At 60.2% G+C, this 20,548-nt stretch carries 18 protein-coding genes; 9 read left to right on the plus strand and 9 right to left on the minus strand.

Annotation, left to right across the window (positions count from 1 at the left end; translation table 11 throughout):
• Positions 1–24: 24 nt before the first annotated feature.
• The 4 genes from PZ897_RS18835 to PZ897_RS18850 all read right to left on the minus strand — a co-directional run bounded on the left by PZ897_RS18835 (position 25) and on the right by PZ897_RS18850 (position 3,041).
• On the minus strand, positions 25–1,044 hold the full coding sequence (locus tag PZ897_RS18835; protein ID WP_275754293.1) for a TAXI family TRAP transporter solute-binding subunit: 1,020 nt from the start codon (positions 1,042–1,044) through the stop codon (positions 25–27).
• 110 nt (positions 1,045–1,154) lie between these two features.
• The gene (locus tag PZ897_RS18840) at positions 1,155–1,706 is read right to left on the minus strand and encodes a carboxymuconolactone decarboxylase family protein (RefSeq protein ID WP_275754294.1); all 552 of its coding nucleotides are present in this window, start codon (positions 1,704–1,706) and stop codon (positions 1,155–1,157) included.
• A complete protein-coding gene (pcaD, locus tag PZ897_RS18845) occupies positions 1,703–2,476 on the minus strand; it encodes a 3-oxoadipate enol-lactonase (RefSeq protein ID WP_275754295.1) in 774 nt (257 codons plus the stop codon). Before pcaD ends, PZ897_RS18840 begins: the two co-directional genes overlap by 4 nt.
• A gap of 19 nt (positions 2,477–2,495) precedes the next feature.
• Positions 2,496–3,041: a flavin reductase family protein gene (locus PZ897_RS18850; RefSeq protein ID WP_275754296.1), complete on the minus strand. Its 546-nt coding sequence runs from the start codon at positions 3,039–3,041 to the stop codon at positions 2,496–2,498.
• A 57-nt stretch (positions 3,042–3,098) separates the two neighbouring features.
• Between PZ897_RS18850 and PZ897_RS18855 the strand changes: the two genes are divergently transcribed.
• On the plus strand, positions 3,099–3,980 hold the full coding sequence (locus PZ897_RS18855; RefSeq protein WP_275754297.1) for a LysR family transcriptional regulator: 882 nt from the start codon (positions 3,099–3,101) through the stop codon (positions 3,978–3,980).
• Here PZ897_RS18855 and PZ897_RS18860 read toward each other — a convergent pair.
• A complete protein-coding gene (locus PZ897_RS18860; RefSeq protein ID WP_275754298.1) occupies positions 3,977–5,098 on the minus strand; it encodes an LLM class flavin-dependent oxidoreductase in 1,122 nt (373 codons plus the stop codon). The genes PZ897_RS18855 and PZ897_RS18860 overlap by 4 nt on opposite strands.
• Positions 5,099–5,696: 598 nt before the next feature.
• Between PZ897_RS18860 and PZ897_RS18865 the strand changes: the two genes are divergently transcribed.
• From PZ897_RS18865 to PZ897_RS18895, 7 genes are read left to right on the plus strand one after another with little or no spacing between them, the layout of a single operon-like run.
• The gene (locus PZ897_RS18865) at positions 5,697–6,776 is read left to right on the plus strand and encodes a transporter substrate-binding protein (RefSeq protein WP_275754299.1); all 1,080 of its coding nucleotides are present in this window, start codon (positions 5,697–5,699) and stop codon (positions 6,774–6,776) included.
• The gene (locus PZ897_RS18870) at positions 6,773–7,384 is read left to right on the plus strand and encodes an ANTAR domain-containing protein (protein ID WP_275754300.1); all 612 of its coding nucleotides are present in this window, start codon (positions 6,773–6,775) and stop codon (positions 7,382–7,384) included. Before PZ897_RS18865 ends, PZ897_RS18870 begins: the two co-directional genes overlap by 4 nt.
• Positions 7,356–8,252 (plus strand): ABC transporter permease, encoded by an 897-nt coding sequence (locus PZ897_RS18875; protein ID WP_275754301.1) that lies wholly within the window; start codon positions 7,356–7,358, stop codon positions 8,250–8,252. The genes PZ897_RS18870 and PZ897_RS18875 overlap by 29 nt, the downstream gene beginning before the upstream one ends.
• Positions 8,252–9,172: an ABC transporter permease gene (locus PZ897_RS18880; RefSeq protein ID WP_275754302.1), complete on the plus strand. Its 921-nt coding sequence runs from the start codon at positions 8,252–8,254 to the stop codon at positions 9,170–9,172. The genes PZ897_RS18875 and PZ897_RS18880 overlap by 1 nt, the downstream gene beginning before the upstream one ends.
• Before the next feature lie 29 nt (positions 9,173–9,201).
• Positions 9,202–10,812, plus strand: a complete 1,611-nt coding sequence (locus PZ897_RS18885; protein ID WP_275754303.1) for an ABC transporter substrate-binding protein — start codon at positions 9,202–9,204, stop codon at positions 10,810–10,812.
• A gap of 8 nt (positions 10,813–10,820) precedes the next feature.
• Positions 10,821–11,780 (plus strand): acetamidase/formamidase family protein, encoded by a 960-nt coding sequence (locus PZ897_RS18890; RefSeq protein ID WP_275754304.1) that lies wholly within the window; start codon positions 10,821–10,823, stop codon positions 11,778–11,780.
• Positions 11,777–13,555 carry an ABC transporter ATP-binding protein gene (locus tag PZ897_RS18895; RefSeq protein WP_275754305.1) on the plus strand — a complete coding sequence of 593 codons (1,779 nt, stop codon included), beginning with the start codon at positions 11,777–11,779 and terminating at the stop codon, positions 13,553–13,555. Before PZ897_RS18890 ends, PZ897_RS18895 begins: the two co-directional genes overlap by 4 nt.
• Positions 13,556–13,602: 47 nt before the next feature.
• On the opposite strand, the gene lpdA is transcribed toward PZ897_RS18895, so the two are convergent.
• Genes lpdA through PZ897_RS18915 form a run of 4 tightly spaced genes read right to left on the minus strand, consistent with a single transcriptional unit; the run spans position 13,603 to position 18,549 of the window.
• Positions 13,603–14,994, minus strand: coding sequence for a dihydrolipoyl dehydrogenase (gene lpdA / locus PZ897_RS18900; RefSeq protein WP_275754306.1), 1,392 nt, complete (start codon positions 14,992–14,994; stop codon positions 13,603–13,605).
• 4 nt (positions 14,995–14,998) lie between these two features.
• Entirely contained in the window at positions 14,999–16,303 is a 1,305-nt protein-coding gene (locus tag PZ897_RS18905) for a dihydrolipoamide acetyltransferase family protein (RefSeq protein WP_275754307.1), read from the minus strand.
• A 3-nt stretch (positions 16,304–16,306) separates the two neighbouring features.
• Positions 16,307–17,320 carry an alpha-ketoacid dehydrogenase subunit beta gene (locus PZ897_RS18910; protein ID WP_275754308.1) on the minus strand — a complete coding sequence of 338 codons (1,014 nt, stop codon included), beginning with the start codon at positions 17,318–17,320 and terminating at the stop codon, positions 16,307–16,309.
• 2 nt (positions 17,321–17,322) lie between these two features.
• Positions 17,323–18,549, minus strand: a complete 1,227-nt coding sequence (locus tag PZ897_RS18915) for a thiamine pyrophosphate-dependent enzyme (protein ID WP_275754309.1) — start codon at positions 18,547–18,549, stop codon at positions 17,323–17,325.
• Positions 18,550–19,182: 633 nt separating this feature from the next.
• Here PZ897_RS18915 and PZ897_RS18920 point away from each other — a divergent pair.
• Entirely contained in the window at positions 19,183–20,532 is a 1,350-nt protein-coding gene (locus tag PZ897_RS18920; protein WP_275754311.1) for a nucleotide sugar dehydrogenase, read from the plus strand.
• The last annotated feature ends 16 nt before the right edge of the window (positions 20,533–20,548 follow it).

A 20,548-nucleotide genomic window follows, 5' to 3' on the forward strand; every position in this document is an offset into this window, starting at 1 on the left:
TCCCGACAGGGAGTCGGTGCGCTCTTATTGCTTCGGCGAAGCTGCCTGGCGCATTTCAACGCCTTTTTCTTCGTAGTAGCGCTTGGCTGCCGGATGCAGTGGTGTCGGCATGCCGCGAACATTTTCGAGACGAGTCTGGGAAAAGTTCGGATGTGACTGGGCCAGCTTGTCGGTGTTGGCATAGACAGCATCAAGAAGCGTGACGACGAAATCGTCCGGCAGATCCGGAGACCCCATCATGAAGTTCATCTGACCAACGGTGTTGAGATCCTCGGTCATGGCCTTGTAGGTGCCCGCCTTGAGGTCAACCGGCGCGTAATAAGGGTACTCTTCGAGAAAACCATCAATCTGGTCGTTGCTGAGCTGCAGAAACTTGAGCTGCTGATTGACTTCGAGCTCCTGCATGAATCCGGCGGGGTGACCGGCAATGTACAGGATCGCGTCAGCAAGACCATCCCGCAGCAGACCACCTGTGTCTTCCCAGCTGGCATTGACATAGCGATCCGGCTCGACGCCGAGATATCCCATCAGTTCACGTGCAATCGTGTCGCTGCCACCGCCGGGGACACCGACAGCAAGCTCCTTGCCTGCAAGATCGCTGAAGTTCTCGATGCCACTGTCAGCCAAAGTCACGACCGTCATGTAGGTGGGGAAGGAGGGGTGCAGGGCGACAAAATCCTGATATTTGGTGCCGTTCGCCCAACCAAGCCCGTGGTATCCGATATAGGCCTGGCTGCTGGCGGTAATGCCGAAATCGGTCTGCCCACCGCTTACCAGCATGATGTTCTGGGAGGAGCCACCGGGCTCCTGCGATATTGACAATCCGTCGAACGCGTCCTGAACAATCGGAATCCACGCGGCCACATAGGTGACATAGAGGCTACCGCCGACTTGACTTGAGGCTGACATAACGGGCTTGGGCGGCGTCGGCTTGGACTGAGCAAAGGCTCCACTCACCATGAAGCCAGCAGCAACAGCGGCAGCTCCCAAAATTTTCGCAGACATTTTCATGCTTATCTCCTCTGTTGCATGGGTGCGGACCAAACGACAATGGCCGTGTGCACCATCCAGTCGCTAACAAATTGCGAATGTCATCGACATGTCGCAAATGTGAATATTGACTTTCCATTTTGGAAAGAAGGGCGCCGCAATGCCTAACGCCACGGGATTGCAGCGGAATCCGGAACGCCGATTTCGAAGGTATTCAAAGTGTAGGCAACAAGCGTGTAATACCCGATCAAACCGGTCAGATCGATCAACCCCTTTGAGCCGAGATGCTGCTCGGCGCGAGCATAGATGTCATCTTCCACTCGACCATCATGCGCCATTGACCTCGCGAAATCATGGACGGCACTGTCGGCCTCTTCGGCAAAGGTCGGCGCGTGGCCCGAACCGATTGCGCTCAGCACATCGTCCGAAAGGCCTTGTTTTTTCGCCAGCGGTGCGTGCGCATACCATTCGTAGTCCGCCTTCCAGCGCGCGGCGACCACGAGGATTGCCAACTCGCGCAAGCGCTCCGGCACGCTGCAGTCGTAGCGCACATACACGCCGAGCTGGTCGACAGGCGCCGCAAGGCCGGGATTGTTGATGAGCACCGTATGGGGTCCGCGGACCCCGCCCCGCGCGCCACCGGCGATCCTGTCGTACACGGCGCGCTGCTCCGCATCGAGACCTTCGGGTCCAGTGATCTTCTCTATTCTGCTCATGTCTTATCTCCAAGAAAGCCAAGTATCGCTGCCGCCACCAGGTCAGGCTGTTCGACCGCGGAAATGTGGCCCGCGTTCTCTATCTCAACGAATTGCGAACCCGGCGTGGCATGATGCAATTGCCGCATTGTTCCGGGCGGCGCGCCGACGTCCTCAGATCCGACCAGGAACAGCGTCGGCACTGTCATCGTCGGGAGATGTCTGGCGTAATCCAAGTCCTGAAGGGCGCGGGCGCAGCCCACATACCCGTCGGCGCTTGTCGCCGAAACCATGGCGCGCATCCGGTTCACGGATTCATCATTGCGTTTGAATTGCTCTGTAAACCAGCGGTCTACCGTTGGCCCGGCGAGGACGCCGACTCCATCAGCGGTAACACGCTCGATTCGATCGCTCCAGGACTTGCGGTAGGCGTCCGGTGCATCGCCACGTGCATCGCAGATGACCAGCTTCTCGATCCGCTCCGCATGATGAAGGCCTAGCCCCATCCCTACCATTCCACCCATTGACAAGCCGACGAAGTTTGTCTTCTCGATGCTGAGGTCATCAAGAAGGTCAACGACATCCTGCGCGAGTTCGCTGAGCGTGTAGGAGTCGGATGGCGCCGGGGATTGCCCGTGGCCTCGGGCATCGTAGCGCAGCACCCGATAGCGGCTCTCAAGCTGCGGCACGACTGCGTCCCACATGCTCAGATCGGTTGCCAGTCCGTGGGCCAATGTGATCACCGGCGCATTCGCTGCACCGGATATCTTGTAGTTCAATTGCGATTTCATGATTGCTCCCATGCACCAGTCAGGCAGCTCTGCGGCAGAACTGTCCATCGTGAAAAATCAAAGGATTTCCGGTTTCGAGGCTACAGTCGACAACCCTGCCGACGATGATGTCGTGATCCCCACCTGGATGAACCGCTTCAAGTTGGCAGGAAATATGCGCCAGGCTTCCCGGCAAGAGCGGAACGCCCCTATTGTCCTCGTCAAGATCGAGTTCGTCAAATCGGCTTGCTTCTTCACCGACAAACCGCATGCAAAGATCCTGCTGGCTTTCGCCCAGCACATTCACTGCAAATACGCCACTTCGCTTGATCGCATCACCTGTTGCACTGCCCTTCTTCGGGCAGACAAGCAGCAGGCAGGGGTCGAGGGAGACCGATGCGAGTGAATTGACAGCCATTCCGAACCGAGTGCCGTCGACGGCGGTCGTAACCACAGCGACGCCGGTCGCGAAGTTTCCCATCACTTTGCGGAAGGTGACTGGATCGATTGGAGCTTGTGCAGCCTTCTCATGTAACATCCGCATCTCCTCTGTTGTTGGCCTGTATCTATTTTCCGGCTTGCCCATTGACTAGGTCTGAAATATGAAAATCTTTCTTTCTCTTTTGTCCGAAGTCGAGGTCCCATGAACAAGTTCAATGCGATTCAGATTTTCGTCCGCGTCACCGAACATGGCGGCTTTACCGCCGCGGCCAAACGGCTCGGCATTTCCGTTTCGGCGGTCACCAAGGCTGTGTCCCGGCTTGAGAATGAGCTTGGCGCCCAGTTGTTCGCCCGCACCACACGGCAAATCCGCATTACCGATTACGGTCAGGAATTCTACGAGCGCTGTGTGCAAATTCTTGCAGAGTTGGAAGATGCGGAAACCGCCCTGCGCCACGGAGCCACGGCATCAAGAGGGCGCGTGCGGGTCGTGCTGCCCTTCTCGTTCGGGCGCGTGACCGTGATCCCCGAATTGCCACGTTTTATTGAACGCTATCCGCTGATCGAGCTGGAGATTGATTTCAGCGATGCCGCCGTCGACATGATTTCGGAGGGATATGATATCGCCGTGAGAACGGGAGAGATTTCGGACACCCGCCTCAACACCCGTGTGCTCACGCGCGGCCCGCAGGTGACAGTCGGCACACCTGAATATTTCGAGCAGTTCGGAAAGCCGGAAACACCCGAGGACCTGGTGAACCATCGCTGCATCATCGGCCGCTTCGGCTCGGAATGGTCGTTCCGGCGTCCAAATGGCGGTCGCTACGCCGTGCGGGTGCCGCGCAATTATGTCTTCAACAGCGGAGACGCCCTGCGCGAGGCGGCCGTCGCCGGTCTCGGAATCACGCAGGGAACTTGGTGGCTGCTGCGAAAAGACCTCGAATCTGGCGCGATTGTGTCGGTCCTCGACGACTATGCCGATCAGGGAATGCCGGTCTCGATCCTCTACACGGCAAACCTGTATGTGCCCAGGAAGGTTCGCGCCTTCCTGGACTTTCTCATCGAGATCACCAAAACGGATTAACCGGATGCGCGCTTTGCGCCACCTTCGGCAAGCGCCGCGTTCACCCGCGGCATCACTTCCTCGGCCATCAGCTCCATCGAGCGTTTCGCCAAGGCCGGATCAACCCAGTCCATGCCGGCATAGACGATCTCGCCAAATTCGCCCACTTCCTCATGGAGCGCCAGGATCTGGTCCACGACCGAGTTCACAGACCCGGTGATCATGAGATTGTCCATGATGTAATCGTAGGTGATCGAATCGTCTGCCTGATCCTTCTCCGACTTGAAGACAAAAAGACGCCCGCTTCGGATCAGCTTGCGATGCATCTGCTGATAGTAGAAACGATAGGGGCTGTTGGGGTTCTCACGTCCATAATCGAGTGCCGTCTTGTCGTCATCTGAGACAAAGATGGTACGTGCGATGCGCCAGTCTGCCGGGTCCGCAGTCGCCCCGACCTCCTGTTTCCCCTGCACGTAGTTGGGCCAATGTGTTTTCACCCATTTGGGCAGCAGGAAGTTCGCCGACAGCGGATGGAAATCACGCTTGCCCATTTCTATAACGCCTTTTGAGAACGGCGCCAGCACTGTACCGACGATCTCAGGCCGCGGCTGCTGCATGGGCTTTGGAAGCTGGCCGACGCCGAGCTCCGGCGACATTGTGCGCGCGGTCGATACCTTGAAGCGGTTGTCCGGGAAATCAATGTTGTAGGGCGGTTCGCCTTCCCAGATCGCCAGGATGACATCAATTGCCTCCTGAAACATCTTGTTGCGATCTTCATCAAGGATCCCGAGAGCTTCCGCATCGGACGTCAACGCTCCTGGGCTGATACCGAAGATGAGTCTGCCATTGGAAAGATGGTCGAGCATGGCGGCATGAGATGCGATCAAGACCGGGTGGGATTGCGACAGGTTCGATGTTCCCGTCGCAAGTTTGATGTTCTTTGTCTCCGCAACAAGGGAACTCAGAAACAGCATGCTGCTGGTGATGTTCTCGTGCACATCCGTCAGATGCTCACCGATAAATGCATCATGAAACCCCAGTTTGTCCGCGAGAATAACCGTCTCGCGATCTTCTCGCAGTGTGTCTGCCCATACCCGATCTGCCGGGTGCATGGGCATTGTGAAATAACCTAGCTTCATAATCGATCTCCGCTTTGTCGTCGGGGGAGAGATACGTCACCGCTGATGTGGTTGAAATGTCCTGGAATCGAAATTCTATGTTTCCGGATATTCCGAAATCAACACCACGGGGCTCGGTCGTGCGGGCACCTGCCCGGTTCATCGTGCAGGTGCGACGACCGCACAGCCATTCGCTGCCATCGTCTCGCAGCGCGGCGCCATCCAGCGGAGCTGCCTCAGTCTTGAGCAAGACAATCAAGCCGGAGCCCTGGACACAAAGGTTCTGAACCACGGGAAGGTTCGGGCCGGCAAACTGCTGTTCGGAATGCCCTGGGCCGATACCGCTCCTGTCGAGATGCCCGGCCGAGCGCCGGCATTGAGTGAGGAGACATTTCGCCGGCTCTTGACGCAACGCCGACCGCACCGCGTCCCCGCGCCTTTCGGCAGGCGTCGCGGCGCAAGATTTGGTCATCAGTGGACGCTTCAGCGACGAATAATTTCCTCCTGGGCTAGCGCGAATGCTCCTGAGAGGTTAGAAAGGCAGCGACATATTGGCATCCAAGCCTCGGACTGATCGCAAATTGCGCATCGGTGCGAGGCTTTTTTGGTTTTGTGACCTATGATGAAACGAAACATAGAGATCGGCCTTTTGCACTCACTGAGCGGCGACTACGTCGCTTTGTCCACGGTTGCCCGTGCAGGCATTCTGCGCGGGGTGGCCGAGGTCAACACCGACCCCGCGCTGGACGTCAGATTTTCGGTGGTGGAGCGCGACCCCGAAGGACGGCTGGATCGCTATGCGCCGTTGTGCCGGGACATGCTGCAACACGCCGGTGTCCGGCATATTTTCGGGTGCATCACCTCGTCGAGCCGCAAGGAAGCCATCCCCGAACTGGAGCGGTTTCACGGTGCCCTCTGGTATTCTGCCCCCTATGAAGGGTTCGAGGCCAACGAACATGTGGCCTATATGCATTCCTGCCCCAACCAGCATCTTCTGCCACTGCTGGACTTTGCAGTTCCCAGATTTGGCAACCGGGTCTGTCTGGTGGGATCGAACTATATCTGGGGATGGGAAATTGCCCAGATAGCGCGCGAGAAGATCAGCACAATGGCTGGCCAGATCCTCTCGGACCGCTATCTTCCCATTGGCGATACCGGGCTCGACCAGATTGTTGCCGAAATCCGGGCCCTGAAGCCCGACTTCATCATCAATTCGCTGATCGGCGAAAGCGCGTACAGCTTCCTTGCGCACCTGGCGGAGATGCGCGCCGAAGCGGGGAACGCAGAGATGCTGCCGGTCTTGTCCTGCAACTTCACGGAAGGTGAGATTCCTGCTGCTGGCGCTGCGGCTGAGGGAATGTATGCCGCCGGCCCGTTTTTCGAAGGCAGTGCCGGCGGGCATGGATCCATTGCCGAAATGTCAAGATTGGCAGTGCATGAACTGGCCGGCTACCTCAATGCCAATCCGGGCGCCGAGATGCTGCCCCTGACCGACCTGATCGCATTGGCAGCAAAACAAGGGCGCGCGCTGCGGCTCGACCGCGAAAATCAGCATGCCAGCCAACCGGTGGTGATCGCGCAGCTCAATGGCGGGATATTTGAAGAAATCCTGCGCCTTCCGGAGCTTGCCGCCGATCCGTACTGGACCCGGCGCGACAGGTCATCGCTGCCCCGCTCCCATCTCAGGGTGGTATCATGACGCGGATCCGCACCGACAATCTGGGCGAAGCCAAGGCGTTTGTGCTGCACCGCCCGCATCCGTCCATGCAACCGCTCTTGCGGCAACTGCATGTGATCGGACTGGATGTGCACGAGGCCTGGCCGGAGCTCCCCGCTGAGGCGGTGATGGCGGATTTCGTGTTCTACGACGCAGACATGGCCCATGACGAGCAATTCCCCTGGAAGGCGGGCGCCTCGCCGATGCCGTTGATCGCCCTGATCGGCTCTGAAGCCCCGGGCCGGTTGCGATGGGCAATGACGATGGGGGCTCATGCCCAGTTGCTCAAGCCGCTCAGCGACAAGGGTGTGTATGCAGGTCTTCTGGTCGCGCGCAGCAATTTTGACCGCGCAAACGAGGCCGCAGCCCATATCACCGATCTTGAAGCGCGGCTTTCGGCCCGCCAGACAGTCGTGCAGGCAGTGATGATCTTTGTGCTTCGCGGCAAAAGCCAGGCCGAGGCTTACGAATTGCTGCGCCAGACGGCAATGGCCTGGCGCATGACCATTGAAGAGGCTGCCCACCGCCTGGTCACCAACCATTCAAGCGAAAAGGTGTCGGATGACAGCAAACGCGTCGATCTCCCTTGAGCCGGCCACGGTCAGTGCGGATTCGGTTTGGCGGAAGCTGGCCCAGCGAAAGCTGGCCGTGCTTGGGCTCGTGATCATGCTCATCTGTATTCTTGGCGCGTCGCTTGCCCCCTGGATTACCCCCTTCGATCCGAGCGCGCAGCATTTTGACGGGCTGACGATCGAAGGGGCGCCGCTGCCGCCGGGCCCGGTCTATTGGCTTGGCACCGACCTTCTGGGGCGCGACCTGTTCTCGCGCCTGCTTTTCGGCGCCCAGACCTCGCTGATCATCGGGGTTGTGGCCAATGGGGTCTCGTTGCTCATCGGCACGCTTGTCGGGGTCACGGCGGGATATTTTCGCGGCGTCGTGGGCGCGGTGCTGATGCGCTTTACCGATCTCATGATGGCCTTTCCGGCACTGCTTCTGGCGATCTGTCTTGCGGCAATCTTTTCTCCCTCGCTGTGGATCGTGGCGATGGTGATTGCGCTGGTGAACTGGGTGCAGACGGCCCGGGTGATCTTCACGCAAACCTCGTCGCTGGTCGAGCGGGATTACATCGCCGCAGTCAAAACGCTGGGCGCGGGGCATAGACGCATTCTCTTTCGCCATATCCTGCCGCATCTGGTGCCGACCCTGATCGTCTGGGGCACGCTGGGCATTTCAACCACGGTTCTGCTGGAAGCAACGCTGTCGTTTCTCGGGGTCGGCGTGCAGCCGCCGACACCGTCCTGGGGCAACATCATTTTCGAGAACCAGACCTACTTCCAGTCGGCGCCCTGGCTGGTTTTCATTCCGGGCGCAGCCATTCTGGCGCTGGCGCTGGGTTTCAACCTGGTCGGGGATGCCTTGCGCGACATTCTCGATCCGACACAGCAGGGGCGTGACTGATGCCAGCTTATATTCTGCGCCGCCTGATCCAGTCTGCCTTGATCCTGCTCGGCGTCTCCTTCATCACATTCGTGCTGCTGTATATCCTGCCCGCAGACCCGGTGCGCCAGATCGCCGGCCGCTCAGCCACGGCTGAAACGGTCGCCAGCATCCGCAGCCAGCTTGGGCTGGATAAGCCCTTCATCGTGCAATATGGCACCTATCTGTGGAACCTGCTGGGCGGCGACCTGGGGCGCTCCTATCTGCAAAAAACAGAAGTCGGCACGCTGCTGGTTTCGCGCCTGCCGGCCACGCTGCTGCTGATGGTCGCGGCCATTTTCTGCGAGCTGCTGATCGGGCTGACGCTCGGAATGATCGCAGCTTTGTATCGTGGACGGCCGCTGGACAACGCGCTGATGCTGGGCAGCTTTGTCTCCGTCTCTGCGCCGCAATTCGTTGTCGCGCTGCTGCTGCTTTATGTGTTTGCGGTCAAACTGGGCTGGTTCCCGATCGGTGGCTACGGCACTTTTGCACATCTGGTGCTGCCGGCGCTGACCTTGGGCATCCTCGGATCAGGCTGGTATTCCCGCATCATGCGCTCGTCGATGCTGGACGTGCTGCGGGCCGATTTCATCCGCACTGCGCGCGCAAAAGGCCTCAATCGCACCCGCGTTATCCTGGCACACGCGTTGCCCAACGCCATTCTGCCGGTCATTGCCATGGTCGGCATCGATATCGGCATGTTCATGTCAGGCATTGTGGTGGTCGAAAGCGTCTTCGGCTGGCCAGGTATCGGCCAGTTGGCCTGGCAGGCGATCCAGCGCGTCGACATCCCGATCATCATGGGGGTCACGCTGGTCTCGGCGTGCGCCATCGTGATCGGCAACCTCTTGGCTGACCTTATCGCCCCCCTTATCGACCCGCGTATCCGACTACGCTGACTTCAACTTATCCAATGGGAGAGAAAACGATGAAAAAACTGCTCATGTCTACCGCGATTGCCGCCCTGATGGCGGTTCCAGCCTTTGCACAGGGGGAGGAGCCCAAACATGGCGGCAACATGATTGTCACCTACAAGGACGACGTCGCCACGCTTGACCCTGCTATCGGCTATGACTGGCAAAACTGGTCCATGATCAAGTCGGTGTTTGACGGGCTGATGGATTATGAGCCGGGCACCACTGTCCTGCGTCCGGGCCTGGCCGAAAGCTACACCCTGTCAGATGACGGGCTGACCTATACATTCAAGCTGCGTCCCGGCGTCAAGTTTCACAACGGCCGCGCGATGACTTCTGAGGACGTGGTCTATTCGATCAACCGGGTGGTCAACCCGGCGACCCAGTCACCTGGACAAGGCTTTTTCGGCATGATCGAAGGCTTTGATGCAGCGGCTGCGGGCGATGCGGATGGGCTTTCGGGCGTGACTGCGCCTGACGCCAACACTGTCGTCATCAACTTGTCGCGCCCCGATGCCACGTTCCTGCATATCATGGCGCTGAACTTCTCGTTCGTCGTCCCCAAGGAAGTGGTGGAAGCCGAAGGGGCCGATTTCGGCAAGAAGCCGGTGGGTACAGGTGCCTTCCAGCTCACCGAATGGTCTTTGGGCCAGCGCCTGACGTTTGAGAAGAACCCTGATTACTGGATCTCCGGCGTGCCCTATCTCGACAGTTTCACCGTCGAGGTTGGCCAAGAGCCGATCGTGGCCCTGTTGCGCGTCCAGAACGGGGAAGTGGACCTTCCCGGTGACGGCATCCCGCCTGCAAAGTTCGTCGAGGTGATGAGTGATCCGGCGCAGGCAGCGCTTGTGGTCGAAGGTGGCCAGCTTCACACGGGCTATGTGACCATGAACGTCACCGCCGCCCCTTTCGACAAGGTCGAAGTGCGCCGTGCCGTCAACATGGCGATCAACAAGGACCGGATCGTCCAGGTCATCAACGGTCGTGCGGTTCCGGCAACCCAGCCGCTGCCGCCCACCATGCCCGGTTACACCAAGGACTACGCCGGTTATGCCTATGATCCCGAAGCTGCCAAAAAGCTTCTGGCCGACGCCGGCTATGCCGATGGATTTGAAACCGAGCTGTTCGTGATGAACACCGACCCCAACCCGCGGATCGCCCAGGCCATCCAGCAGGACCTCCAGGCGATCGGCATTGATGCCGCGATCAAATCCTTGGCGCAAGCCAACGTGATTGAGGCCGGCGGAGCCGGTACGGCGCCGATGATCTGGTCTGGCGGCATGGCCTGGATTGCCGATTTCCCCGATCCTGCCAACTTCTACGGGCCGATCCTGGGATGCGGCGGCGCAGTGGAAGGCGGCTGGAACTGGGCAAAATACTGCAACGAGGCGCTGGACACCAAAGCTGCAGACGCAGATTCCATCGTCGATCCGGCCAAGGGCGATGAGCGCCTGAAGATGTGGTCCGATATCTACATGGCGGTGATGGAAGACGCCCCATGGGCGCCGGTGTTCAACGAGCAGCGCTTCACCATGAAATCGGCCCGCCTGGGCGGTGACGATGCGCTTTTTGTTGATCCCGTGTCGATCCCGGTCAACTACGACTACGTCTTCATCAAGGAGTAAGGCGCGGCATGTGCAAGCACTGTAACCATACCATCCACGCCCATCAGCATCATTTCGGCTGGGACAACAGCATTGCCCCTACCTTAACCGCTGCGCCGGGCGAGACGATCCTGTTCCAGTGCCTCGACAGTTCCGGGGGCCAGCTTGGCCCCCGCTCGACCGTCGAGGATGTGGCCAATCTGGATTTTGGCAAGATCAACCCGGTTTCCGGCCCCGTCTTCGTCGATGGAGCCAAGCCCGGCGATGTGCTGAAGGTGACCATTGAAGGCTTTACCCCGCAACTGCGTGACGGGGCGGGTTTCGGCTGGACCGCAATCATTCCCGGCTTTGGGCTCCTGGCCGATCAGTTTGCCGAACCGGCACTGACGGTGTGGAAACTTGACGCCGATGCCAAGGAGCCGGCGCTGTTCGGCAAGAACGGCCGCGTGCCGTTGAAGCCGTTTGCGGGAACCATCGGCAATGCGCTGGCGGAACCGGGATTGCACTCAATCGTGCCTCCGCGCAGGGTGGGCGGCAATCTTGATATCCGCGATCTGGCGGCGGGCACCACGCTTTATCTGCCCGTCGAGGTGGAGGGCGCGCTGTTCAGCGTTGGCGATACGCATGCCGCGCAAGGCGATGGCGAAGTTTGCGGGACAGCGATCGAAAGTCCCTTCGATGCGATTCTGACCCTGGATCTGATCAAGGATCAGCCGCTGAAAACCCCGCGCTTTACCACTCCAGGCCCCGTCACCCGGCATCTCGACGCCAAGGGCTATGAGGTCACGACCGGAATCGGCCCTGATCTCTGGGCAGCAGCAAAAGACGCCGTGGCAAACATGATCGATCTCTTGTGCGCGACACAGCAACTCTCGGCCGCCGACGCCTATATGTTGGTCTCCACCTGCGGCGATCTGCGGATTTCCGAGATCGTGGACATGCCCAATGTGGTCGTCAGCTTCTACTTCCCCAGAGTTGTGTTCGAATGACTGTAGCTGAACCGCTTTTGCCGGCACTGGATTCGGATCGGCAGGACATTGTCCTGTCGGTCCGCAATCTTCATGTCTCGGCCCGGTCAGAAGAGGGACTGGTGCCGTTGGTTCAAGGCCTCTCCTTTGACCTCAGGCGTGGCGAGGTGCTGGCCATTGCCGGGGAAAGCGGTTCGGGCAAATCAATCACCTCGCTTGCCTGCATGGGGCTTCTGCCCCAGCCGGCCGTGCGGATCACCGAGGGCTCGATCAGGCTGGGCGAGACTGAACTGACCGATCTGCCGGAATCGCAGATGCGGGCACTGCGCGGCGCCCGCATTGCCATGATCTTTCAGGAACCGATGACTGCGCTGAACCCGGTGATGAGTATCGGCCGCCAATTGATCGAGGCGATCCGCGCGCATGATCCGGTCTCCGTGAGCGATGCGCGGGCACGCGCGCTGGAAGCCGTCCGCGCCGTCCGTCTGTCTCAGCCCGAAAAGCGGCTTGAGCAATTTCCGCATGAACTTTCCGGCGGCATGCGCCAGCGGGTGATGATCGCCATGGCCATCGCCCTGCGTCCCGACGTGCTGATTGCCGATGAGCCGACAACCGCGCTGGATGTGACAGTGCAGCGAGAGGTGCTGGACCTGCTGCGCGACCTTCAGCGCGATCTGTCGACGTCGGTCATTCTGATCACCCACGATATGGGTGTTGTGGCTGAAATGGCCGACCGTGTGATCATCATGCGCCACGGCAGCACGGTTGAAAGCGCTTCAACGGTCGACTTGTTTGAAACACCGCGCGAAGACTACACACGTGACCTTCTGGCCGCGGTGCCGCGCATCGGCGGCGCCGCGGCCCGCGCCGCGCTCAAGAAACAAGAGAGCCTGGTCCGCATTGAAGATGTTTCGGTGCGCTTTCCTATCCGACAGGGTGTGCTTGGCCGGATCAAGGCTCAAGTCCATGCGGTGGAGCATGTTTCGCTTGAGATCATCCGCGGCGAAACCCTTTCGCTTGTCGGGGAAAGCGGCTGTGGCAAATCCACCATTGCCAAAGCGCTGGTTGGACTGGTGCCCTACAGCGGCAATATAGAGATAAACGGCAAGAATCTGGTTCGTCTGAACGCTGCGGGCCGCAAGGCTCTGCGCCGTGATCTGCAGATCATCTTTCAGGACCCGATGGCCGCGCTTGATGCGCGGATGACGGTTGGCGAGCTTATCCGCGAGCCGCTGGCCATCCACGACATCGGCACCGCCGAGGAGCAGCGCGCGCGCGTCTACCAGTTGCTCGAACGGGTGGACCTGTCGCCTGCCTACTACAACCGCTATCCGCACCAGTTTTCCGGTGGCCAGCGTCAACGGATTTGCATCGCCCGGGCGCTGGCGCTCGAGCCCCAGTTGATCGTCTGTGATGAAAGCGTGGCTGCGCTCGATGTCTCGATCCAGGCACGAATTCTGGACCTGCTGCGTGACCTGCAAAAGGAAATGGGTGTGACCTACCTCTTCATCAGCCACGACATGGCTGTGGTCGAGAACATTTCCGATCGCGTGGCGGTGATGTATCTGGGACAAATCGTCGAAATGGGAACGCGTGAGCAGGTGTTCGGTGATCCGCGCCACAGCTACACAAAACGGCTTCTCGCCGCCGTCCCGGTACCTGATCCGCGCAGCCCGCGCGCCGGCCTGCCGCGGCTGACCGGTGACGTTCCAAGCCCTGTCTGGCCGCTGGGCGCAGGCCCCGCGCGTCAGGCTCTGGTCGATGTCGGTGGCGGCCATATGGTCGCTCCGGATTAATGCATGTCCGTTCTCGTTCCGATGACCCCATTTGAACGCAACCTGCCCTAGGCGTGCAGGGCTTGCCCAAGGGCGGCCATTGCCGCCTCTTGCAGCGCCTCGCCCAGCGTTGGATGGGCGTGAACCGTCGCGGCGACATCTTCCAGGCGGGCTTGCATTTCCAGTGCCAGACTGAACGCCGCTGACAGTTCGGAAACGCCCTTTCCAACCGCCTGAATCCCCAGTACCAGGTGATTGTCGGCCCGTGCCAGCACCCGGACAAACCCCTGATTGGCCTGCATTGTCATGGCGCGGCCATTGGCGCTAAGAAGGAACACGCCAGTCTTGATCTCGCGCCCGGACTCGCGAGCCTGATCGGGCGACAGCCCGACGGTGACGATCTCGGGATCGGTGAAGCACACCGCCGGAATGGCCTGTTTGTCCCATTGCATCTTTTGCCCGGCAACGATTCGCGCCACCACATCTCCCTGCGCCATGGCCCGGTGGGCGAGCATCGGCTCTCCCGTCACATCGCCAATCGCATAGACGCCACGCATTGCGGTCTGGCAATGCTGATCAATCCTGAGATAGGGCCCATCCATTTCCAGAGCCAGTTCCTCCCGGCCCCAGCCGTCGGTGACAGGCCTGCGTCCGACAGTCACCAGAACCTTGCCGGCCTTGATGCGACTTTCCCCTTCGGGGCCGTCGATCTGCAACATCCCCTTGCCGGTTAGCCCGATTGCCTTGGTATCGCAGACAACCTTGACACCGAGATCCTTCAACCGCCGCGTCACCGGGCGGGTCAGATCGGCGTCATATTGCGGCAATATCCGCTTCGCCGCCTCGATCACCGTGACTTTGGCTCCAAGCTTGGCAAACGCGGTGCCCAGTTCCAACCCGATATAGCCGCCACCAATCACCGCGAGGCTCGCGGGCACTTCGGTCAGGGCCAGCGCTTCGGTTGAGGTGATCACCGGTCCGCCAAAGGGCAATGTGGCCAGCTCTGCGGGAGAGGAGCCGGTGGCAATCACAACATTGGCAGTGTGGATCACCTGTACGCCGGTATCGGTTTCCACCTCGATCGTGCGGCCGTCGCGAAATCGTGCGGGGCCGGTGACCCGCTTGACGCCGGCCTTTTTCAACAGGCCGCTGACGCCACCGGTCAGACGGGTGATGATTGCGGCTTTCCATTCCATGGTTTGCGCCAGGTTGATCTGCGGTTTGCCTGCGCTGATGCCGAGAGAGTCGCCGGTCGCGCGCTCCGCCGCTGCGGCGAATTCATCGGCTGCATGAATCAGTGCCTTGGAGGGAATACAGCCGATGTTCAGGCAGGTGCCGCCCGGGCGCGGCACGGCATCAACAATTATCGTATCGACACCCAATTGTGCGGCGCGGATCGCGCAGACATAACCGCCAGGACCGGCGCCGATGACCAAAAGCTTGCAGGAAATATCCTTCATCGGCTTATCCCTCCATGAAGATCAGCGCCGGGGTCTCCAGCAAGGTCTTGATCTTTTGTACAAACACCGCCGCATCCCAGCCGTCGATCACCCGATGATCGAAGCTCGACGACAAGTTCATCATCTTGCGCGGCGCAAAGGCATTGCCATCCCAGACCGGCCGAATCGCCATCTTGTTGACGCCAACAATTGCCACTTCGGGAACATTGATGATGGGGGTGCTCATGATCCCGCCGAGCGCTCCCAGCGACGTGATGGTGATCGTCGAACCCGACAATTCGTTGCGTGTGGCGCTCCCTGCCTTCGCCGCCTCGCTGACACGATTGAGCTCCGCCGCGCAGCCCCAGAGATCGCGGGCCTCGGCATGACGCACAACCGGCACCATCAGTCCGGCATCCGTCTGCGCCGCGATGCCGATGTGGACGCCACCGCTCTGTTCGATCATGCCCGCCTCGTCATCGTAATGCGCATTCAAATGCGGCTGCCGGGCGACAGCCTGCACCATCGCCCGCATGAGGAACGGCAGGAGTGTCAGTCTCGCCTGATCTTGGCGCCGTGCCGCATTGAGGCTTTTGCGCAAATCTTCCAGCGCTGTCACATCGATTTCTTCGACATAGGTGATGGGGGCAACCCTTGCGGAGGCCTGCGCCATCCGGTCCGCGATTCTGCGGCGCAAGCCGATCACCTTGATCCGTTCGACCGAGGTGTTGCGCCGATAGCCCGCACCCGGCCCGGCGGCATCAGGCGCGACGGCCAACCGGTCGAGGTCTTCATGGGTGATTCGCCCGGCCGGCCCGCTGCCTGCGACACGGCGCAGGTCAACGCCTGCCTCGCGCGCCCGCGCCCGGACCGAGGGTGACGCCATCGGCTTTTCTCCTTCCGGTCGTGGCAAATGGGCGCCAGCAGTGGCGGGCGATGGGGCCGTGGAAACCGGTCGTCCAGGCGGAAGCGGCTCAGGCGGATGCGGCTCAGGCGGATGCGGCTCACCCATTTCAGGCTCCTTGGCAGAGCGGGCAGGCGCGGTCTCGGAGGCGGAGACTTCGGGCGTGGTTTCGGTGTTGCCCTCGCCCGCCACTTCCAGCCGGATCAGCGGCGCGCCGACAGCCATCTTGTCACCCGGGGCGGCCCCCAACCAGAGCACCTTGCCGTCAGAAGGCGACGGGATCTCGACCGTCGCCTTGTCGGTCATCACCAAGGCCAGCACCTGATCCTCGCGCACCAGATCGCCAATCGCGACAGTCCATTCCGCCAGTTCCACCTCTGCGATACCCTCGCCGACATCCGGCACTTTTATCGTATGCTGGCCCATGGCTCAGGCCTCCATCGTCTGGGTGAGGGCTGCGCCGACACGAGCGGGGCCGGGGAAATAATCCCACTCCTGGGCATGCGGATAGGGGGTATCCCAGCCCGCCACGCGGCGGATCGGTGCCTCAAGGTGATAAAAGCAGTGCTCGGCGACCAGCGCCGCCAGTTCCGCGCCGAAGCCCGAGGTCAGGGTCGCCTCATGCACAATGACACAGCGTCCGGTTTTGCATACCGAGGCTGTGATCGCGTCCAGATCGTAGGGCAGCAGCGTGCGCAGATCGATCACCTCGGCGTCGATGCCGGTATCTTCGGCAGCGGCCAGCGCCACATGCACCATGGTGCCATAGGCCAGAACTGTGACGTCGCGGCCTTCGCGTTTGACCTTGGCCTGTCCCAGCGGCACGGTGAAATGCCCCTCGGGCACCTCGCCGTCGGAATGCTTGCCCCATCCGGTCACCGGGCGTTCGTAATGTCCGTCGAACGGCCCGTTATAGAGGCGCTTGGGCTCGAGAAAGATCACCGGATCGGGATCCTCGATTGCCGCAATCAGCAACCCCTTGGCGTCATAGGGATTGCACGGCACCACCACCTTGAGCCCGGCCACATGGGTAAACAGTGCTTCGGGGCTCTGGCTGTGGGTCTGCCCGCCAAAGATACCGCCGCCGGTCGGCATGCGGATCACCATGGGGCAGGTGAAATCTGCATTGGAGCGGTAGCGGATGCGCGCTGCCTCCTGGGTGATCTGATCATAGGCGGGGTACATGTAATCGGCGAACTGGATTTCGACGCAGGGGCGCATCCCGTTGGCTGCCATGCCTATGGCAGTGCCGACGATGCCACTCTCGCTGATCGGCGCATCGAAGCAGCGGTTGCGGCCATATTTCTCCTGCAACCCCTGCGTGGCGCGGAACACGCCGCCGAAATAGCCCACGTCCTCGCCGTAAACCACGACCGAGTCGTCGCGGCCCATGGCAACATCCATGCCGTCGCGGATCGCCTGGATCATCGTCATGCGTGTCATGGCTAAACCCCCGATTCCTGGCGTTGCCGCCGCAGGTGTGGCGGCATTTCGGCATAGACCCCCTCGAACATATCGCGGGCTGACGGGCGGTTGTCGGAATGCATCGTGCCATTGGCTTCGGCTGCCTTTTGGGCGGCGATGACCGTGTCGAGCATTTCTGCCTCCAGCTGGACATGGCGGCTTTCGCTCCACACGCCCTTGGCGATCAGATGCGCCTTGAGTCTTATCACCGGATCTCCGAGCGGCCAGGCGGCGGATTCTTCCTTGGGGCGGTAGGCGCTCGGATCGTCCGAGGTGGAATGGGCGCCGGCGCGATAGGTGACATATTCGATCAGCGTCGGGCCCAGATTGCGGCGCGCCCGTTCCGCGGCCCACAGCCCGACGGCATGAACCGCAAGATAGTCGTTGCCATCCACGCGCAGCGAGGGAATTCCGTAGCCCAGCCCGCGGGCGGCGAAGGTGCCGACCCCACCGCGCGCGATGCCCTGAAAGGTCGAGATCGCCCACTGGTTGTTGACCACGTTGAGCACCACCGGCGCCTTGAACGTCGAGGCGAACACCAACGCCGCATGAAAGTCGCTCTCGGCGGTCGAGCCGTCGCCGATCCAGCCTGCAGCGATGTTTGTCTCTCCCTTGATCGCGGACGCCATCGCCCAGCCGACGGCCTGCGGGAACTGGGTTGCAAGATTGCCTGACAGGGTAAAGAACCCCTGCTCCCGCACCGAATAAAGCGTTGGCAACTGCCGTCCCTTGAGCGGATCTTCGGAATTGGCGTATATCTGGTTGATCATCGCCTCCAGCGGATAATCCTCCGCAATCAGCAAACCTGCCTGCCGGTAGGTGGGGAAGTTCATATCGCCCTTTTTGAGCACCTTGCGAAACGCTGTGCTGACGGCCTCTTCGCCCAGATGCTGAATATAGAAGGATGTCTTGCCCTGGCGCTGGGCGATGATCATCCGCGCATCCAGCGCCCGCAGCAGCATCATGTGGTGAAGTCCTTCGATCAGTTGCTCATCGCTCAGCAACCCCGCCCATGGACCGGCCGCCTCGCCATCGCGGTTCAGCACCCGGATGATGGAAAACGCCATATCCCTGATTTCGCTCGGATCGATATCGACCGGCGGCCGGCCCACCTCCCCGGCCGGAGCGATATGCACATTCGTGAAATCCGGCACCCCGCCGGGGCGGACCTCCGGTTCGGGAACAAACAGGCTGAGCGGCGAGGACATGACGGACTTCCTTACGATTGAATGGACGAAAGGACGACGGCTACCGCAGCATATACCGACGTATCCGGCTTTGGCAAAAGACCAGCTTTCGGTATCGATTGGGTCTTGTCATGTTTCTGTTTGCGCCCGGGCGGACATACTTGCCCGCCATTTCCCGGCACAGGAAACCACCCTGACTTTGGCCAGGCTGTATTGGCAAGACTCCCCCGCCGGCCAATCCGAAAGTGGCAGAAGATCTTCGGCCAGTTCAGGTTCCAGCCGCAGGCTCAGGGGCTAGTGTCTGCGAAAGATCAAAGCGATCTGATCTTTCGCCGGCGCCGCCACCAACGTACGACAATCTGATACCGCCAAGCCGGGACTGATGCGGCGAGCCTCCGGACCGACCGCACCGCAGAAATGGTGGTCTGGCCCATTCCCAGAACCTCAAAAACTGCGGAAAATTACTTTTCAATACAGGTGCACACGCTCAACAATCTGCCACCAATACAAGTATAGCCCCGGCAAATCTCCGTTCAAACAAACAGATGATGCGGGCCGGCTGTGACATTTTTTCCCAAAGTAGCTATTGCGCCGCCCCACGTTCGAGGATATTGGGGGGCTCTTGAAATTACTGACAATTATTGGGGACTTGGCGTGAAGAACGCAACAGATGAATCCATTCAGGCTCTTCTGGAGCGTATTGAACGGCAAGATTACACTATAGGTATTGTCGGTCTGGGCTATGTGGGGATTCCCCTAGCCTTGGTTGCTTGCTCCAGAGGCTTTCACGTCATCGGCTTCGACATTGATCACGGTCGGGTCGACGATCTGAATGTCGGCCGGAGCACAATCAAGCACATTCCGTCGGAGAAAATCGCGCAGGCCCGCGAATCAGGAACGTTCGAAGCCACGACCGACTTCTCGCGAATGGGCGAAGCAGATGCGATCCTGATCGCGGTGCCGACACCCCTCAACAAGTACCGCGAACCGGACCTGTCCTTTGTGGTCAAAACCACCGAGGCGGTTGCAGCCCAGCTTCGTCCCGGCCAGCTGATTGTTCTCGAATCAACCACCTATCCGGGAACCACCAATGAAGTGATGCGCCCGATCTTCGAGCGGTCCGGCCTTGTCAGCGGTAAGGATTTCTTTCTTGCCTACTCGCCCGAGCGCGAGGACCCGGGCAACCGGGATTACGAGACAGCGACCATACCAAAGGTCGTCGGTGGCGACGGCGATGCCGCGCTGCAGCTTGCTGTCGCGCTTTATTCCCAACTGGTGGCCAAAACTGTTCCGGTTTCCTCTACCGCCACCGCCGAAGCGGTCAAGCTGACGGAGAATATCTTCCGGTCCGTCAACATCGCGCTGGTCAACGAGCTGAAGGTTGTCTACGAGGCGATGGGCGTCGATGTCTGGGAAGTCATAGATGCGGCGAAAACCAAACCTTTTGGCTTTATGCCCTTTTATCCCGGACCTGGTTTGGGCGGGCATTGCATCCCGATCGATCCCTTCTACCTGACGTGGAAAGCGCGCGAATTTGACATTTCCACCCGCTTCATCGAATTGGCAGGCGAGATTAACACGCGAATGCCCTATATAGTGGTTGAAAAGCTCGCCCAGGCGCTGGATCAGAGTTCGGCCAAGGGCCTCCATGCAGCCAGGATTCTGCTCATTGGCATAGCCTACAAGAAGAACGTCGACGACATGCGGGAAAGTCCTTCGCTCAAGCTGATCGATTTGATCGAGGCACGGGGTGCCTCGGTTGACTATCACGATCCCTACATTCCGGTTATTCCGGTGACGCGGGAACATGCGTCCCTCGCCGGTCGCAAATCGGTCGAGTTTACGCCGGAAACCGTTCGTGGATATGACGCCATCCTGATCGCTACAGACCATGACAATGTCGATTACAGCCTGCTGGTGGAGCATGGCAAAGTCGTCATCGATACGCGAAACGCGATCAGGAAAGCAGGAATCGCAACCGCCGCAAATGTGTTCAAGGCCTGAATCAACGCGCAATCTT

The sequence above is a fragment of the Hoeflea sp. YIM 152468 genome (genome assembly GCF_029210485.1).
Lineage (GTDB): Bacteria > Pseudomonadota > Alphaproteobacteria > Rhizobiales > Rhizobiaceae > Hoeflea.

Coding starts and splice junctions, on each gene's coding strand:
- PZ897_RS18865 (WP_275754299.1), top strand. CDS start 5,697: ATGATGAAACGAAACATAGAGATCGGCCTTTTGCACTCACTGAGCGGC.
- PZ897_RS18895 (WP_275754305.1), top strand. CDS start 11,777: ATGACTGTAGCTGAACCGCTTTTGCCGGCACTGGATTCGGATCGGCAG.
- PZ897_RS18840 (WP_275754294.1), bottom strand. CDS start 1,706: ATGAGCAGAATAGAGAAGATCACTGGACCCGAAGGTCTCGATGCGGAG.
- PZ897_RS18910 (WP_275754308.1), bottom strand. CDS start 17,320: ATGACACGCATGACGATGATCCAGGCGATCCGCGACGGCATGGATGTT.
- PZ897_RS18885 (WP_275754303.1), top strand. CDS start 9,202: ATGAAAAAACTGCTCATGTCTACCGCGATTGCCGCCCTGATGGCGGTT.
- PZ897_RS18855 (WP_275754297.1), top strand. CDS start 3,099: ATGAACAAGTTCAATGCGATTCAGATTTTCGTCCGCGTCACCGAACAT.
- PZ897_RS18860 (WP_275754298.1), bottom strand. CDS start 5,098: ATGAAGCTAGGTTATTTCACAATGCCCATGCACCCGGCAGATCGGGTA.
- PZ897_RS18890 (WP_275754304.1), top strand. CDS start 10,821: ATGTGCAAGCACTGTAACCATACCATCCACGCCCATCAGCATCATTTC.
- PZ897_RS18905 (WP_275754307.1), bottom strand. CDS start 16,303: ATGGGCCAGCATACGATAAAAGTGCCGGATGTCGGCGAGGGTATCGCA.
- pcaD (WP_275754295.1), bottom strand. CDS start 2,476: ATGAAATCGCAATTGAACTACAAGATATCCGGTGCAGCGAATGCGCCG.
- lpdA (WP_275754306.1), bottom strand. CDS start 14,994: ATGAAGGATATTTCCTGCAAGCTTTTGGTCATCGGCGCCGGTCCTGGC.
- PZ897_RS18875 (WP_275754301.1), top strand. CDS start 7,356: ATGACAGCAAACGCGTCGATCTCCCTTGAGCCGGCCACGGTCAGTGCG.
- PZ897_RS18870 (WP_275754300.1), top strand. CDS start 6,773: ATGACGCGGATCCGCACCGACAATCTGGGCGAAGCCAAGGCGTTTGTG.
- PZ897_RS18880 (WP_275754302.1), top strand. CDS start 8,252: ATGCCAGCTTATATTCTGCGCCGCCTGATCCAGTCTGCCTTGATCCTG.
- PZ897_RS18850 (WP_275754296.1), bottom strand. CDS start 3,041: ATGGGCAAGCCGGAAAATAGATACAGGCCAACAACAGAGGAGATGCGG.
- PZ897_RS18915 (WP_275754309.1), bottom strand. CDS start 18,549: ATGTCCTCGCCGCTCAGCCTGTTTGTTCCCGAACCGGAGGTCCGCCCC.